The following is a 15,579-nucleotide window of genomic DNA, read 5'->3' as shown; positions in this document are numbered from 1 at the left end:
TAAGCATTCGAACCCCTTACCTTCGTATATCCGATCCAACAACTGGGCGAGACTATGATCGAAGTCAAAAAAGGCCTGGATCTCCCCATCACGGGAGCGCCCGAGCAGCGTATTGAAGATGCGCGGCGTGTGCGCCACGTGGCAATCCTGGGCACCGACTACGTTGGCATGAAGCCAACGATGGAAGTTCAGGAAGGGGATAAGGTCAAACTGGGCCAATTGCTTTTCACCGATAAGAAGATTGACGGTGTGCGCTTTACAGCGCCTGCCAGCGGTGAAGTAATTGCAATTAACCGTGGCGAAAAACGCCGTTTGCTGTCTGTCGTTATTAAAGTAGACGAAAATGAAGAAGCGATGACATTCGCGTCTCATGATCGTGGTGCTTTAGGGCAGCTAGAGCGTCAAGTCGTTGTCGACCAACTGGTTGAGTCAGGACTCTGGACTGCCTTGCGCACCCGTCCGTTCTCACGTACGCCAGCCATCGACAGCACACCTTCCGATATCTTTGTCACCGCTGTGGATACGCATCCGCTAAGCGCTGACCCTGCCTTAATCATCAACGAAAATGCCCAAGCATTTGAAGACGGCCTCAAGGTGCTAACCCGCCTGACCGAGGGCAACGTTTTTCTGTGTACGGGTGCTGATGCTTCCTTGCCAGGAAGTGATGTGAGTGGTGTAACGACAGAAAGCTTTGCTGGGCCGCATCCTGCGGGTCTAGTGGGTACCCATATTCACTATCTTTCTCCCGTCGCACTGCACAAGAAAGTGTGGCACATCGGCTATCAGGACGTTATCGCGTTCGGCAAGCTGTTTGTAGAAGGGCAGTTGGATATGAGCCGTGTTGTGGCAGTGGGTGGCCCGCGTGCCGAAAACCCCCGTTTGCTACGTACTCGGGTGGGCGCTAGCACCGAGGAACTCTTGGCTGGAGAAATCATCCAACCTGATGACACTCGCGTTATTTCAGGCTCCGTATTTTCTGGAAATGCCGCTGAAGGGAAAATTACTTTCCTGGGCCGCTTCCACAACCAGATTAGCTTGTTAGAAGAAGGTAATAAGCGCACATTCATGGGCTGGCTGTCGACAGGTGCCAACCGACACTCAGTAATGGGTATCTATCTTTCCAAGATCAAAGGCCTGAACAACTACGCACCAACCACATCAACCAATGGCTCAGAGCGCGCCATGGTGCCGGTTGGTAATTACGAACGCATCATGCCACTGGATTTCATGCCAACACAGCTGCTGCGTTCGTTGATTGTGGGCGACATTGAGGTTGCCATGCAGCTTGGGTGTCTTGAGCTAGACGAAGAGGATCTGGCGCTTTGCACGTATGTTTGCCCCGGCAAATACGAGTATGGCCCTATCCTGCGTGACAATCTCACCATGATCGAGAAAGAGGCCTGATAAATGGGTATTCGACAAACACTCGATAATCTCGAGCCGCACTTCCATAAAGGTGGTAAGTACGAAAAGTTCTACCCGCTCTACGAAGCGATAGATACCGTTTTCTACTCTCCGCCCAGTGTTGCAAAAACCACTTCTCATGTGCGTGATGGTGTAGATCTTAAGCGCATCATGATTACTGTGTGGATGTGTACCTTCCCGGCGATGTTCTTTGGTATGTGGAACGCAGGCTGGCAGGCTAATACAGCTATTGATGCTGGCTACGCGTCCATGAGCGGTTGGCGTGAAGCAATCATGATGACCCTGGCGGGCGGACATGATCCCGGCAGCCTATGGGCCAACTTTGTACTGGGCGCCACGTACTTCTTGCCAATCTACCTCGTAACGTTTGCGGTAGGTGGCTTCTGGGAAGTGATGTTCGCTATCAAGCGCGGTCACGAAGTTAACGAAGGCTTCTTCGTAACGTCAGTACTGTTTGCGCTGATTCTGCCAGCGACAATTCCGCTTTGGCAGGTGGCTTTGGGTATCACCTTCGGCGTGGTTATCGGTAAAGAGATCTTTGGTGGTACCGGTAAAAACTTCCTAAACCCTGCGTTAACCGGTCGGGCATTTCTGTACTTTGCATATCCAGCGCAAATTTCTGGTGATGCGGTATGGGTAGCGGCTGATGGTTATTCGGGTGCCACTGCACTTTCGGTTGCATTCCAAGACGGCATGTCAGCATTAACGAACACCTTCACATGGTGGGACGCTTTCTTAGGTTTCGTACCTGGCTCGGTAGGTGAAGTGTCTACGCTGGCTATTTTGATCGGTGCTGCCGTTTTACTTTGGACCAAAATTGCTAACTGGCGAATCATGCTGGGCGTATTTTTGGGCATGGTGATCACGAGTACACTGTTTAACTTGATTGGCTCTGACACTAACCCGATGTTCGAGATGCCGTGGTATTGGCATTTTGTGATCGGTGGTTTTGCCTTTGGTATGGTGTTTATGGCGACTGACCCTGTGTCCGCCGCGATGACTAACCAAGGCCGCCTAGTGTTCGGTGCGCTTATCGGCGTAATGACAGTCTTGATTCGCGTGGTGAACCCAGCCTTCCCGGAAGGCATCATGCTGGCCATTCTGTTTGCTAACCTGTTTGCGCCGCTGATTGATCACATGTTCGTCCAGGCCAATATTAAGCGCCGCATCAAGCGTACTGGCGTACCGGCCGAGGAGACTGCCTAATGGCACAAGGTAATAACTCCATCAAGAAGATCCTGACCGTAGCATTTTCGCTGTGTATCGTGTGCTCAGTCATCGTTTCGACGGCGGCTGTTGCACTACGACCCATGCAGCAGCTAAATCAGGAGCTGGATCGTAAAACCAACATCCTAAACGTGGCGCGTTTATACGAACCCGGTGTGGATGTAGAGCAGGCGTTCCGCGAGCAGATCACTGCTCGCGTCGTTGAGCTGGCAACTGGCGACTACACTGACCAGTTCGACGCTGACACGTTTGACGGTTTTGAAGCGTCTCGTGACCCCGCAACGGGTCGTACGCTGTCTGGTCCCCGCGACATCGCTGGGCTATCCAGGGTTGAGAACTATGCGGCTGTTTATTTGGTCGGCGACCCTGATGACCCCGATCAGATTGTTTTACCCATCCGTGGTCAAGGCCTTTGGGGCCGTATGATGGGCTTCCTGGCGGTTGAAGGTGACGGTAATACGATTGTGAGTATTACTTACTATGACCACAGTGAAACGCCTGGCCTGGGTGCCGAGGTAAACAATCCGCGCTGGCAAGCTCAGTGGGAAGGTAAAAGGATCTTCGATGACGAAGGTGAACTGAATCCTGCTATCCGCGTTGTTAAAGGTAGTGGTTCCGGCGATTATGAAGTTGATGGTCTCTCTGGTGCTACCCTGACAGCTAATGGCGTTAACAACATGCTGCAGTTCTGGCTGAGTCCAGAAGGCTTTGGTGAATATTTAGCCAGGTTCCGCAGCGGCGTTGACCAGGAAGATGCTCAGGACGCTGACGTCGAACTCGAAGCGGAAGGAGCCTGATCATGGCAGATTTAAATGCTAAAGGCGCTTTGACGGCGCCGATCTTCAAGAACAACCCCATTGCGCTGCAAATCTTGGGTATTTGTTCTGCCCTGGCGGTTACTACCAGCATGAGCGTTTCGCTGGTCATGTCGCTGGCTGTTATCTTTGTGTGTGCGTTTTCTAACTTGTTCGTATCGGTCATTCGGAACCATATTCCGTCTTCGATTCGTATCATTGTTCAGATGACGATCATTGCATCGCTGGTTATCGTGGTTGACCAGATCCTCAAGGCCTATGCTTATGAGATGTCTAAGCAGCTGTCGGTCTTCGTAGGTCTGATTATCACTAACTGTATCGTAATGGGCCGCGCTGAAGGCTTTGCCATGTCCAACTCGCCGGGCATATCGTTCCTTGACGGTATTGGCAACGGCTTGGGCTACGGCTTTGTACTGATGGTCGTGGGCTTCTTCCGTGAGCTGTTTGGTGCGGGTAGTGTCTTCGGCTTCACCGTATTTGAGACCGTGCAAAACGGTGGCTGGTACGTGCCTAACGGCCTGCTACTGCTGCCGCCCTCTGCCTTCTTTATTATTGGGTTATTAATTTGGGCGATTCGCGCTTACAACCCCGAGCAGGTAGAAGATAACGAGTTCAAGATGAAGCACAATACCAAGCCGAAGGAGGCTGTGTAACATGGAACAGTATATTAGCCTTTTTGTTGCTTCGGTTTTTGTTGAGAACTTGGCCCTAGCCTTCTTCCTGGGCATGTGTACCTTCCTGGCGGTATCGAAGAAGGTATCAGCTGCCTTTGGTCTGGGTATTGCGGTTATCGTGGTACTGACGATTGCCGTGCCCGTTAATAACCTAGTATTCAACCTCCTTCTCGCTGAAGGCGCGCTGACTTGGACTGGGATTAGCGGAGCTGAGAATATTGATCTCTCATTCCTGGGTCTATTGAGCTATATCGGTGTTATTGCAGCCCTGGTACAGATCCTTGAGATGTTCTTGGATAAGTACGTACCAGCGCTGTACAACGCGCTGGGCGTGTTCTTGCCGCTGATTACTGTTAACTGCGCCATCCTCGGTGGCGTACTGTTCATGGTTGAGCGTAACTATAACTTCGGTGAATCCGTGATCTACGGTTTCGGCTCTGGGGTTGGTTGGGCGCTGGCAATTACTGCCCTGGCGGGTATCCGTGAGAAGCTCAAGTACAGTGACGTACCTGGTGGTTTGCAGGGCCTTGGCATCACGTTTATCACCGTTGGCTTAATGTCTCTGGGCTTTATGTCTTTCTCAGGCATTCAGCTTTAATCGGAGCTGGTTTTCTCGGCAGCCGGCTGCCGAGGTACAGAAAACCCTCAGCAATAGGAAACCGACATGGTTGATACATCAGTCATCTTGCTCGGTGTTGTCATGTTCACGGTCATCGTTATTAGTTTAACGGGGATCATCCTGGCAGCGCGTAGTAAGCTAGTGAGTAGCGGGGACGTGACTATCGAAGTCAACGGCGACCCCGAGCACACCTTGACGACGCAGGCAGGCGGCAAGCTTTTGAATACGCTGGCTGCTAACGGTATTTTTCTTTCCTCCGCCTGTGGTGGCGGCGGCTCGTGCGCCCAGTGTAAGTGCCGGGTAGAAGAGGGTGGCGGTTCTATCCTGCCCACCGAAGAGTCGCATTTCACCATGCGTGAAAAGAAAGACGGCTGGCGCCTCTCTTGCCAAGTACCTGTTAAGCAGGACATGAAAGTAGAAGTGCCTGAAGAAGTCTTCGGTGTTAAGAAGTGGGAAACCGAAGTGACGGCCAACCCTAACGTCGCTACTTTCATCAAAGAACTGAACTTGAAGCTGCCCGAAGGTGAAGAAGTTGCCTTCCGTGCCGGTGGCTACGTTCAGCTGGTAGCGCCGCCGTACGATATTAAGTTCTCTGACTTTGATATCGAAGAAGAGTATCGCGGCGACTGGGAAAAGTTTGATCTTTATAAAATTTCCCACAAAAATGACGAAGAAGTCATCCGCGCCTACTCCATGGCGAACTATCCGGAAGAGAAAGGCCTGCTAAAGTTCAATATTCGTATTGCAACGCCGCCTCCAGGCACCAATCACCCGCCTGGCCTTATGTCTACCTATGTATTTAACCTGAAACCGGGTGACAAGGTAACCGTAATGGGGCCGTTTGGTGAGTTCTTTGCCCGAGACACTGACGCTGAAATGGTCTTTATCGGTGGTGGTGCGGGTATGGCGCCGATGCGTAGCCACATCTTCGATCAGCTCAAGCGTCTGAAGTCTGACCGCAAAATTTCGTTCTGGTACGGTGCGCGCTCTTGGCGTGAAACGTTCTATAACGAAGAGTACGATCAGCTGGCAGAAGAGTTCCCGAACTTTAAGTGGCACTTAGCGCTTTCGGATCCTCAGCCCGAAGATAACTGGGAAGGGCCAACAGGGTTTATCCATAACGTGCTGTATGAAAACTATCTGAAGGATCATCCTGCGCCTGAAGATTGTGAGTACTACATGTGTGGGCCGCCCATGATGAACGCGTCTGTTATTAAGCTACTGCTTGATATGGGCGTTGAACCGGAAAATATCCTGCTTGATGATTTCGGCGGTTAATAGTTCGGTATTAGATCTGCATGCGGGGCTGGCCTTAGGGTCAGCCCCGTTTGTTTGTCCGGTTGAAAAAATGCCACACGCCTGATCATTTCGGAGTGGCTGAGGTACAATAGTCGCTAAATGATATTGGCACTTATCGACATGAGTGTTGTCGGCAGGTGAGCAGTTAACGCAATGTCGGGAGATTAATATGACAATTTGGCTACTGGTATTCGGTTTTATGGCGTTGATGATGACCGCCATGGCGGTGGGCGTGTTGATGGGGCGTAAGCCTATCGCGGGTTCATGCGGTGGTTTGAACCAGCTAGGCCTTAAGGACGGCTGCGACATCTGTGGCGGTAAAGATGAAGTGTGCGAGGAAGAGAATCGTAAACGTATGAGCGAGCGTCGGCGTAGCGATGCAAGCCGCGGTGCCGACCTAGGCTACGACGCCACGCGGCGTTAATGCTTCATCATGATGTGCAGCTTGATAAACGCTCGCTTATATAGCGGGCGTTTATGTATGCGTTCTTGAATGCTTAGTTGTTAAGTACGTGCAGTTACAAGGAGATTGAAAGCGTATGGCGGTTCACAATTATGATGTTGTCGTTATCGGGACTGGCCCCGCCGGTGAAAGCGCTGCTATAAACGCCGCAAAACACGGCATGCGCGTAGCGATTGTTGAGAAACAGGCCCAGGTTGGGGGTAACTGCACCCACTGGGGTACGATTCCTTCAAAAGCGCTCCGCCACCAAGTAAAGCAGATCATGGCGTTCAACACTAACCGTATGTTTCGCGATATTGGTGAACCCCGCTGGTTTTCGTTTCCTAAGGTCATGGAGCGTTCGCGTAGCACGATCGATAAGCAGGTCGAGATGCGCACAACGTTTTATGCGCGTAACCGTATCGACCTGTATCATGGTGTCGCCCGTTTTAAAGATGAACATACGGTATTGGTTCGGGATCGTCAGGAAGGAATGGAGGAGCTTGTCGCCAAAAAAATTATCATTGCTACCGGCTCAAGGCCTTATCGCCCGGCAGACATTAACTTTCGGCATCCGCGAATTTACTGCTCTGATACGATTTTAAGTCTTTCCCATACGCCCCGCACGCTAGTGATTTTTGGCGCCGGTGTAATCGGCTGTGAATACGCCTCCATCTTCTCAGGGCTAGGCGTTAAAGTGGATTTGATTAACAATCGCGATAGCCTGCTCTCATTCCTTGATGACGAAATTAGCGATGCGCTTTCATATCATTTGCGTAAACACGGCGTCCTGATCCGCCATAACGAAGAGTACGCAAGTGTTGAGGGTGATGAGTCCGGCGTGGTGGTTCATTTGCAGTCAGGTAAAAAGATCCGTGCGGATGCCTTTTTATGGGCCAACGGGCGTACCGGGAATACCGACAGCCTAGGGCTTGAAAACATCGGCTTAGAAGCAAATAGCCGCGGACAATTGGGCGTGGATGAGCACTACCGCACCGCCATTCCAAACATATACGCCGCAGGGGATGTGATTGGCTGGCCTAGCCTTGCCAGTGCCGCTTATGACCAGGGGTTAAACTCCTGTAACGAGCTGTTGGAAAAGGAGTACCGCTTTGTTAGCGATGTGCCCACCGGTATCTATACCATTCCAGAAATCAGTTCGTTTGGCCCCAACGAGCGCGAACTCACAGAAGCTAAAGTGCCTTACGAAGTGGGTAAAGCCTTCTTCAAAGATACCGCTCGTGCACAGATTACCGGTGACACGGTAGGGATGCTGAAAATTCTTTTCCACCAGGATACGCTGGAGATTCTTGGTATTCACTGCTTTGGCGACCAGGCCTCAGAAATTTTGCATATCGGACAAGCTATTATGCAGCAGGAAGGGGAGGCAAACTCCTTGAAGTACTTTGTTAACACAACCTTCAACTACCCCACTATGGCCGAAGCCTACCGTGTGGCGGCGCAAAATGGTTTAAACCGCGTATTTTAATTAGCGAGTGCTTTGTTCAGTGCCACGCTATGTGGCACTGACTCCTCAGGCACCATGCTTTCCACTCTATCGCGGCCCAATGCTTTTGCTTGGTAGAGCGCTTGATCAGCTAGCGAATAAATTTGCTCAAACGAGAGCTTGCCATCATGGGCGCAGCTAATGCCAATGCTGACGGTTTGTTGCGGGAGTTCAGCAATGTGCTGAAGATTTAAGTCAGCTATCTCTTTGCGGATCCTCTCAGCGACCTGTTCGGCGTCTTCAAGGTGAGTGTTGGGCATGAGTAAGCAAAACTCTTCACCGCCAATACGTGCCAGCGTGTCTGCAGGACGCTTAAGTTGCTTCATGCGTGCGCTGAACACACGAAGTACTTCATCGCCGATAGGATGACCAAACGTATCATTTACACGCTTAAAGTAGTCTAGATCAATCAGTAAAAAGCTTAGCGGTTGTTGCTGGCGTTGTGCGTTTGTTAGTTGATCTTGCGCAGTGCCAATGAGGTGGCGACGGTTATAAAGGCCAGTAAGTTCGTCGGTGAGCATCAGCGCTTTAAGCGTATCACGCTGGCGTTGTAGGCGAAAAACCGCGATCAGTAAGACCGCTGCAATCAGCATAACCATTGCTACAAGAAAACTAACGGCAGTTGAAAGGCGCTGCATTATTAGGCGTTGTTGCCCGGCAGCAGTATGGACGACATCGTTTAGTTCAAAATATACCCATGCCATATTGGCTTCTAAGTCTGTGGCTAAGCGCTGTAACGTTGGCAATTGGCTGGGCGTGTTAACAGCACGTTGAGCGCTTTGCTCTAATGCGTTGAGCTGTTCAGGTAACGCCTGCATATCATTTTGTAAGTAGTCAGCGCGTCGCAATAGCTGAGGGTGTTGGGCTAAACCGTGTTCAACATGGGCAAGATATTGTCGGGATAGCCAGGTTATATGGTTAATCTGGCGTAAGTGGATGGCTTCAGGCTGATCTATAAATCCCTCGAGGGCGATCTGAAATTGTGGTGTTGTTTGCTGGGCACGAACGATATCGCCGACGAGGGCAGTATAGTCAGCGCCCAACTGTTGTCTGGCATTATAAACGTAGCTTGCAATTAATAAGGCACAAATGCTGACGCCCACTGCCAACAACCCGGCTAACTGCCAAGGAATGGAAGGGCGGCATAGGGCTTTCATTGCTTTCTAAGCTCCTTAATAGACCAAATCCAGCGTGTTAGGGGCATGGTGCCAGCGCGCACTGCTGCGAGATTATCCGGCGCGATCAACGTTAATGGGCCAAGCTGGTCTAATGCTATGGGTTCACCATCGAGCCGTGTTGTAAGGAAATACCGGGTTCGCGCTCGCTCCTTTCCTTCTAAAAAAACCGTATAGTTATCTAAGGCGATGAGGCGGATACGTTGATCGGCCGAAATACCCTGTTGTTCAATGAGATCATTTAGCCACACGCCAGTAAAACGGCCGCTGATGCCTTCAGGGTGCGTCATTTCTATATCGTAAATAGGCAATGTTTCGATATCTGCCAGGGATAGCCAGTGTTGGTCGTAGCCAATGGTGACGCTTAAAACAAGTTTTTGGTTTTGAGAGTTTGGGTACTGGCTAGGCACCACAGCCCCGTCCGCGTGGAGTGTTGGTATAAATATCCAATACGTTAGCACGCTGATCAAAATGGCGGCGGGGGAAAAGCGAAACCACTGAATCTGCGCTACGCGCGGGTGGACAGACATATTGAAGCTCCCTGAGATGCCAATTTTGGTCATGCGGTTGTCAATGTCTGTGTGAACTTAAACAAAGTTTCGTTGCAATAGCCATCCTTTGTAATAATGAATTTAGTATTGTTTTTAACATTAACATCTACTTAATTTGTTTAGTTTTATGGAATGAGAGGTTTAAAGTTTTCAGTATTTCAATTGCGCGCGTTTGCCATTCGCCCTCTAACGCGGCTGCTTGTCTTAGCGCTTCGTGAGCGCGGGTTGTGTCTTCCTGTCGAAGCCGCACTAGGGCTACGTTGAGCCACGCGGCGCCCATGGCAGGGTCAAGCTGTGTGGCAGACTCAAAGGCCCGCAGTGCGGCATCTGGCTGTTCTGCCGCATATAGGGCATTGCCGAGGGCGAATTGGCCAAGAGGATTGGTAGGGTAGCGTTCGGCAAAGGCTTGCCAGCTACTTAGTGAGGCCAAAGAACCGTGCTGTTCTTCAAAGGCACTGATGGCTTCCAAGGCATTTCGTGCAGTCACCCCTTCTGGCAGCTTGCCTGGTTCGCTCACCACAAACCCCCAGCGTTCGGTGCGTGCCCAGGTGGCATCAAAGCGGCTAAACGACATTGTATGTCGCTCGATTTCACCACTGCGCAAAATCAGTGTCTTATTAGGCAAATCGTATCCAATCGCTACCGCATAGTGCCACATGGGAAACGCTGGTAGCGCGAGATTTTGCATTACGACCACCGGGTCACCTGCTTCCAGATGGCTAAGTAGCGCATCCATGGTGCCGCGTATGGGGAAAGCCAGCTGTTCATAGCGGCGCACCGTGGCCAGCATTTCAGGCTGAACGCTGCCTTCTCTACCGGGCAAAAAAACTTGGGGGATCAACTGCTCAAGGCTGGCATCCACACCCTGATGATTAAGCACCATAGCAAGGGTTGCCGGGCCACACTGGTACTCAGTTTGCGCATAAAACGGCACCTGGATGAGCTCAGTTTGGGGAGTAAGGTTCGCCTTGGTGCTTTCTAGCAGCACTGGGCTGCGTGCGCAGGCGGTGAGTAATAGGGCAAATAGTAAAACGCCCGCAAAGCGGGCGTTTTTAAACAGTGTCGGCATGTTGAGGATCTTAGCGAGTGAACGGATAAACGTCGGTTAAACCAAGAATATCGGTAACCAACAAAATGATGAACACCGCAAACAGCACGCCAATAACACCCGCACCTGCAGGCATTTGCTCTAGCTGTTCGGCCATTTGCTGTGCTTCGGCATCGCTTAGCGCGGCAACACGGGCTTCAACTTCGTTAAGATCCACACCCTGCTTTAGCAGCTGGTCTTGCACATCGGCCCGAGCTAGAACGTTGTAAATACGTTCGCGGTCAGCACCAGCACGGTCAGCTGATAAAGCAGATTGCGTTGTCACTAAGTCCATAGATTGCGGGGCAATCGGTGATGCTGCAACAGGTAGGCTGGTAATCACAAGAGCGGCAATTAGCAGGGTCGAGAGGTAAGCACGCAATGTTTTCATCGTCTTCATCCTTAGACTGGTCGGGGAGCAGGTGTTTTTATTGATTGAAACAACAGTATAGAAATAAATGGCTTGGGGTTTAAGGCTTAACTGCAAAGTGCTAATTATTTGCACTAATGCGATAGGTCCAGGGCGTTTCAGCTAAAAGGCCTTTTGCACCGGCCATGGTAATGGCGAGGTCGTGAAGCCCTGGCCATAGCGGCACCTGTGATGCGCCTTTTACGGAAAGGTCCAAACGTTGGGCCATCAATAGAAGCTTGTGCAGGCGCTTCATGGATAGGCGGCTAATGGCTTTTTGGTAGGCGGGGCGTCGTTTATCAAAAATCATCGGCTTTTGAGTTTTGCAGGCGTGCTCAAAGCTTTGGCCTTGGTCTAGGTGCTGGTGTAGAGAGAGCAGGGTGCGCAGCTCGCGGCTTAGCGCCCAAAGCACAATGGGGGCTTCTACCCCTTCGCTTTTTAAACCGGTCACGATTTTAGACGCGCGACTAGGCTCGCCTTTCAAGCAGGCGTCTGCCAAGTTAAAAACATCAAAACGGGAGCTATCCTCAACGCCCTGGGCTATATGTTCTGCGTTAAGACGGGTGTTTTGCGGATAGATAAGGGCAAGCTTTTGCAGCTCCTGATCTGCAGCCAGCAAGTTGCCTTCGGTACGTTCGCCAAGCAGGCGCGCCGCATCTAGCTCAATCTGCAGCCCGTGGAGCGAGGCGCGATCCCGTAGCCAGTAGCCTAAGCGAGATACATCAACGGGCCACACCGGCACGAACAGGCCCTGTTTATCCAGTGCTTTAAACCATACGCTTTTTTGCTGTTTGGCATCCAGCTTGCCCATACTGACGAGCAGTAGGTCATCGTTGCCATCCATCATCTCAGCGTATTGCGCCAGGGCTTTGCTACCCTCCTGGCCGAGCTTATGGTGGCCTAAACGCAGTTCTAGAAGTTTGTTAGAAGCAAACAGAGAAAGATTGCTGGCGGTTTCCAATAGGCGCCCCCAAGCAAAATTAGCTTCAACGTCGAGAACTTCCCGCTCTTCGATGCCTGCTTGCCTGGCGGCTAAGCGCACGGCATCGCAGGCATCGCGGTGTTGCAGGGGTTCATCACCGGCCACAATAACCGCTTTAGGCAGCTTCTTGGCTAGCGCAGCAGGTAGCTGGTCGGAAAATACCTTCACTGCATGGCCTCAAGGTTAGCCAGCCGCTCAATGATACGCTGAGCCAACTGCCGCGTGAGGGCTTGTTCTGCTTCTTGAAAAAGCGATTCACGGTTAAGCAGGTCGTCATCGCTAACGCGAAGCCGCGTGCTGGTAGAGAGCGTTGCGTTATTGAGCGCGTAGGCATTGGTTTCCCGCTGCTGCACGGAAAGCGTTGCGCTGAGCATAAGCTCATGCTCGCGGCTGGAACGGCTTTCACCGCCAATCCGCCTATCTTGCAGGGCGGGTGTCCCCAGCGTTACCCGCCAGGGAGCGCCAGCGCTCACTTCAGTACCCTGCTGCTGCAGGCGGCTACGTAGCTGCTGTGCTAAAGCGCTACTGTTGTTTCCCTCTAGGGCAAGGGGGGGCAATTGCGGCATTGATTCGGTGCCGCGTAGCCGAAACCCACAGCCGCTGAGCAGCACCGCCGCAGAAGCGGCGATGCTAGCAGTGAGGAAACGACGGCGCGTTAGCGGGTTGGTTTGCTTCATCCACTCACCACGATGTTAACCAGCTTGCCGGGTACCACGATCACTTTGCGTACCGTTTTACCTTCAAGGTGGCGCTGGACGTTTTCGTTCTCCATCGCAAGCGTCTCAATGGCTGCTTTATCGGCGCTTGCCGGTGCTTCCAGGCGGGCGCGTAGTTTACCGTTAACCTGCACGACCAGCTCAATGCTATCCCGGGTAAGCGCGGCTTCATCCACTTTTGGCCACTGGGCTTCAATGGCGGGCTGCTCATAGCCCAGCTGCTGCCACAGGCTGTGGCACAGGTGCGGGGTGATGGGGGCCAGCAGCAGCACACATGCTTCAAGTGCTTCACGGCTAACCGCTAAGCCAAGTTCAGACGTATCGTCGAACTTACCCACCGCGTTAGACAACTCCATCACCGCAGCAATAGCGGTATTGAAGGTGGTACGGCGGCCAATGTCATCACTGGCTTTCTTGATCGTCTCGTGGGTTTTACGGCGCAGCGCTTTTTGCTCGTCGTTCAGCGCTTCAATGGTCAGTTCGCCCGGTGTGCCCGCAGCAAGATGCTCGGTAACCTGGCGCCAAATCCGCTTCAAGAAGCGATGCGCGCCTTCCACGCCGGAATCCGACCACTCCAGCGACTGTTCTGGCGGTGCGGCAAACATCATAAACAGGCGCACGGTGTCAGCACCGAATTTGTCGATCATCGACTGCGGGTCAACGCCGTTGTTTTTCGACTTGGACATCTTCTCGATGCCGCCCATCTCAACGGGCTGGCCGTCGCTCATTAATAGGGCGCTTAGTGGGCGGCCTTTCTCGTCGCGCTTCACTTCTACATCAGCGGGGTTAAACCACTCTTTACCGCCATTATCTTTAACGCGGTAGAAGGTCTCTGCGATCACCATGCCCTGAGTTAACAGCTGCTGGAACGGCTCGTCGGAGTCCAACATGCCGAAATCGCGCAGCAGTTTATGGAAGAATCGAGCGTAAAGGAGATGCAGAATCGCGTGCTCAATACCGCCAATGTAGAGATCCACCGGCAGCCAGTAGTTGGCGCGCTCATCCAGCATCGCTTCGTGGTTATCCGCACAGCAGAAGCGGGCGAAGTACCAGGAGGACTCCATAAAGGTGTCGAAGGTATCGGTTTCCCGCACCCAGCCATCGCCCAGCTCAGAAAACTCCGGCATTCTCTTAAGCGGCGAACCAGAAGCGTCGACTGTCACTTCCATGGGGAGTGCTACCGGCAGCTCCTCATCAGAGAGCGGCACAGTTTGGCCTTCCGGGCCGTACTTCACGGGAATGGGAGCGCCCCAGTAACGTTGGCGGGCAATACCCCAATCGCGCAGGCGGTAGTTGGTTTTTACTTCGCCACGGCCAAGCTCAGCAAGCTTCGCGGCAATGGCGTCAAACGCCGCTTGGAACTCCAGGCCATCAAACTCGCCGGAATGAATCAGCGTGCCGTGTTCCGTGTACGCGCCTTCCGAGATATCCGGCGTGTTGCCGTGTTCATCGGCCACCACCGGCTTCAGTTCAACGCCGTATTTGGTAGCAAACTCCCAGTCGCGCTGGTCGTGGGCGGGTACGGCCATGACCGCGCCGGTGCCGAACTCCATGAGTACAAAGTTAGCCACAAATACCGGCACTTCATCGCCGGTCAGCGGGTGAATAGCTTTGTGCCCTGTGAGCATGCCCAGCTTCTCTTTGGTGGCCATCTCCGCTTCTGAGGTGCCACCTTTAGCGCACTCGTCACAAAACGCCGCCAATTCACTGTTGTGTGCGGCTGCCTGCTTCGCCAGCGGGTGGCCAGCGGCCACGGCTACATAGGTGACACCCATCAGCGTATCTGGGCGGGTGGTGTACACCGCCAGCGGCTCGCAGGTGCTGCCGTCTTCCGCCTGTATTTCAAAGGTCATCTCAACGCCGCGGGATTTACCAATCCAGTTGCGCTGCATGGTTTTGACCTGCTCGGGCCACTCGACGTTATCCAAATCCGCCAGTAGCTCATCGGCGTAGTCGGTAATCTTCAAGAACCACAGCGGGATCTCTTTACGCTCTACCGGCGCGCCGGAACGCCAGCCGCAGCCGTCAATGACTTGCTCATTGGCCAGTACGGTTTGGTCCACCGGATCCCAGTTCACCGTCGACATCTTCTTATAGACCAAGCCTTTTTCCACCAGCTTGGTGAAGAACCACTGCTCCCAGCGGTAGTAGCTGGTATCGCAGGTGGCGAACTCACGGCTCCAGTCGTAGGCAAAGCCCAGTGCCTTCAACTGGTTACGCATGTAATCAATGTTTTGGTAGGTCCACTTAGCGGGGGGCACTTGGTTTTGAATAGCGGCATTTTCCGCCGGCATGCCGAAGGCGTCCCAGCCCATGGGCTGCATGACATTTTTACCCTTCATGCGCTGGAAACGAGATACAACGTCGCCGATAGTGTAGTTACGCACGTGGCCCATGTGCAGCTTACCGCTGGGGTAGGGGAACATGGAAAGGCAGTAGAACTTCTCGCGGTTGGCGTCTTCTACGGCTTTAAAGCACTGGTGTTTGTCCCAGTACTGCTGAGCGTCACGTTCAATTTCGCGGGGGCTGTATTGTGCGTCCATCGGTGTTTTCAATGCCTTGGGGTAATTCGCCCCTAATTAGGGCGCAAAGTGAATAGTAGATGACGGGTGTCAGATAAGTAGCGTCGATTGTATCCTATGCGGGTGTAT

General features: G+C 52.5%; 15 protein-coding genes. 8 read left to right on the top strand and 7 right to left on the bottom strand.

Translation table 11 applies throughout. From position 1 onward, the window contains the following. The first annotated feature begins 54 nt into the window (after window positions 1-54). From BB497_13810 to BB497_13775, 8 genes are all read left to right on the top strand, one after another. Complete coding sequence (locus BB497_13810) at window positions 55-1,404, top strand: NADH:ubiquinone reductase (Na(+)-transporting) subunit A (protein AVI63706.1); 1,350 nt, start codon at window positions 55-57, stop codon at window positions 1,402-1,404. Between the two features lie 3 nt (window positions 1,405-1,407). Further along, a complete protein-coding gene (locus BB497_13805) occupies window positions 1,408-2,631 on the top strand; it encodes an NADH:ubiquinone reductase (Na(+)-transporting) subunit B (protein ID AVI63705.1) in 1,224 nt (407 codons plus the stop codon). Beyond that, the gene (locus tag BB497_13800; GenBank protein ID AVI63704.1) at window positions 2,631-3,449 is read left to right on the top strand and encodes a Na(+)-translocating NADH-quinone reductase subunit C; all 819 of its coding nucleotides are present in this window, start codon (window positions 2,631-2,633) and stop codon (window positions 3,447-3,449) included. The genes BB497_13805 and BB497_13800 overlap by 1 nt, the downstream gene beginning before the upstream one ends. Window positions 3,450-3,451: 2 nt before the next feature. Beyond that, the gene (locus tag BB497_13795) at window positions 3,452-4,120 is read left to right on the top strand and encodes an NADH:ubiquinone reductase (Na(+)-transporting) subunit D (protein ID AVI63703.1); all 669 of its coding nucleotides are present in this window, start codon (window positions 3,452-3,454) and stop codon (window positions 4,118-4,120) included. Window position 4,121: 1 nt separating this feature from the next. Beyond that, on the top strand, window positions 4,122-4,739 hold the full coding sequence (locus tag BB497_13790) for an NADH:ubiquinone reductase (Na(+)-transporting) subunit E (protein ID AVI63702.1): 618 nt from the start codon (window positions 4,122-4,124) through the stop codon (window positions 4,737-4,739). A 66-nt stretch (window positions 4,740-4,805) separates the two neighbouring features. Continuing rightward, window positions 4,806-6,038 carry an NADH:ubiquinone reductase (Na(+)-transporting) subunit F gene (locus BB497_13785; protein ID AVI63701.1) on the top strand — a complete coding sequence of 411 codons (1,233 nt, stop codon included), beginning with the start codon at window positions 4,806-4,808 and terminating at the stop codon, window positions 6,036-6,038. Window positions 6,039-6,228: 190 nt separating this feature from the next. After that, the gene (locus BB497_13780; protein AVI63700.1) at window positions 6,229-6,483 is read left to right on the top strand and encodes a hypothetical protein; all 255 of its coding nucleotides are present in this window, start codon (window positions 6,229-6,231) and stop codon (window positions 6,481-6,483) included. 115 nt (window positions 6,484-6,598) lie between these two features. Beyond that, the gene (locus tag BB497_13775; protein ID AVI63699.1) at window positions 6,599-7,990 is read left to right on the top strand and encodes an NAD(P)(+) transhydrogenase; all 1,392 of its coding nucleotides are present in this window, start codon (window positions 6,599-6,601) and stop codon (window positions 7,988-7,990) included. Here the strand turns inward: BB497_13775 and BB497_13770 are convergent. The 7 genes from BB497_13770 to BB497_13740 all read right to left on the bottom strand — a co-directional run bounded on the left by BB497_13770 (window position 7,987) and on the right by BB497_13740 (window position 15,471). Beyond that, window positions 7,987-9,165 carry a hypothetical protein gene (locus BB497_13770; protein ID AVI63698.1) on the bottom strand — a complete coding sequence of 393 codons (1,179 nt, stop codon included), beginning with the start codon at window positions 9,163-9,165 and terminating at the stop codon, window positions 7,987-7,989. The genes BB497_13775 and BB497_13770 overlap by 4 nt on opposite strands. Next, complete coding sequence (locus BB497_13765; protein ID AVI63697.1) at window positions 9,162-9,713, bottom strand: hypothetical protein; 552 nt, start codon at window positions 9,711-9,713, stop codon at window positions 9,162-9,164. The genes BB497_13770 and BB497_13765 overlap by 4 nt, the downstream gene beginning before the upstream one ends. Before the next feature lie 127 nt (window positions 9,714-9,840). Then, complete coding sequence (locus tag BB497_13760; protein ID AVI63696.1) at window positions 9,841-10,803, bottom strand: hypothetical protein; 963 nt, start codon at window positions 10,801-10,803, stop codon at window positions 9,841-9,843. 10 nt (window positions 10,804-10,813) lie between these two features. Continuing rightward, complete coding sequence (locus BB497_13755) at window positions 10,814-11,212, bottom strand: hypothetical protein (protein AVI63695.1); 399 nt, start codon at window positions 11,210-11,212, stop codon at window positions 10,814-10,816. Between the two features lie 100 nt (window positions 11,213-11,312). Further along, the gene (locus BB497_13750; protein ID AVI63694.1) at window positions 11,313-12,380 is read right to left on the bottom strand and encodes a DNA polymerase III subunit delta; all 1,068 of its coding nucleotides are present in this window, start codon (window positions 12,378-12,380) and stop codon (window positions 11,313-11,315) included. Next, window positions 12,377-12,889 (bottom strand): hypothetical protein, encoded by a 513-nt coding sequence (locus BB497_13745; GenBank protein AVI63693.1) that lies wholly within the window; start codon window positions 12,887-12,889, stop codon window positions 12,377-12,379. The genes BB497_13750 and BB497_13745 overlap by 4 nt, the downstream gene beginning before the upstream one ends. Next, window positions 12,886-15,471, bottom strand: coding sequence for a leucine--tRNA ligase (locus BB497_13740; GenBank protein AVI63692.1), 2,586 nt, complete (start codon window positions 15,469-15,471; stop codon window positions 12,886-12,888). The genes BB497_13745 and BB497_13740 overlap by 4 nt, the downstream gene beginning before the upstream one ends. Between the last annotated feature and the right edge of the window lie 108 nt (window positions 15,472-15,579).

This window comes from Halomonas sp. GFAJ-1 (assembly GCA_002966495.1).
Classification (GTDB): domain Bacteria; phylum Pseudomonadota; class Gammaproteobacteria; order Pseudomonadales; family Halomonadaceae; genus Vreelandella.
The sequence above is the reverse complement of the archived record's forward strand: the minus strand, read 5'-3'. Positions and strand labels throughout refer to the sequence as shown.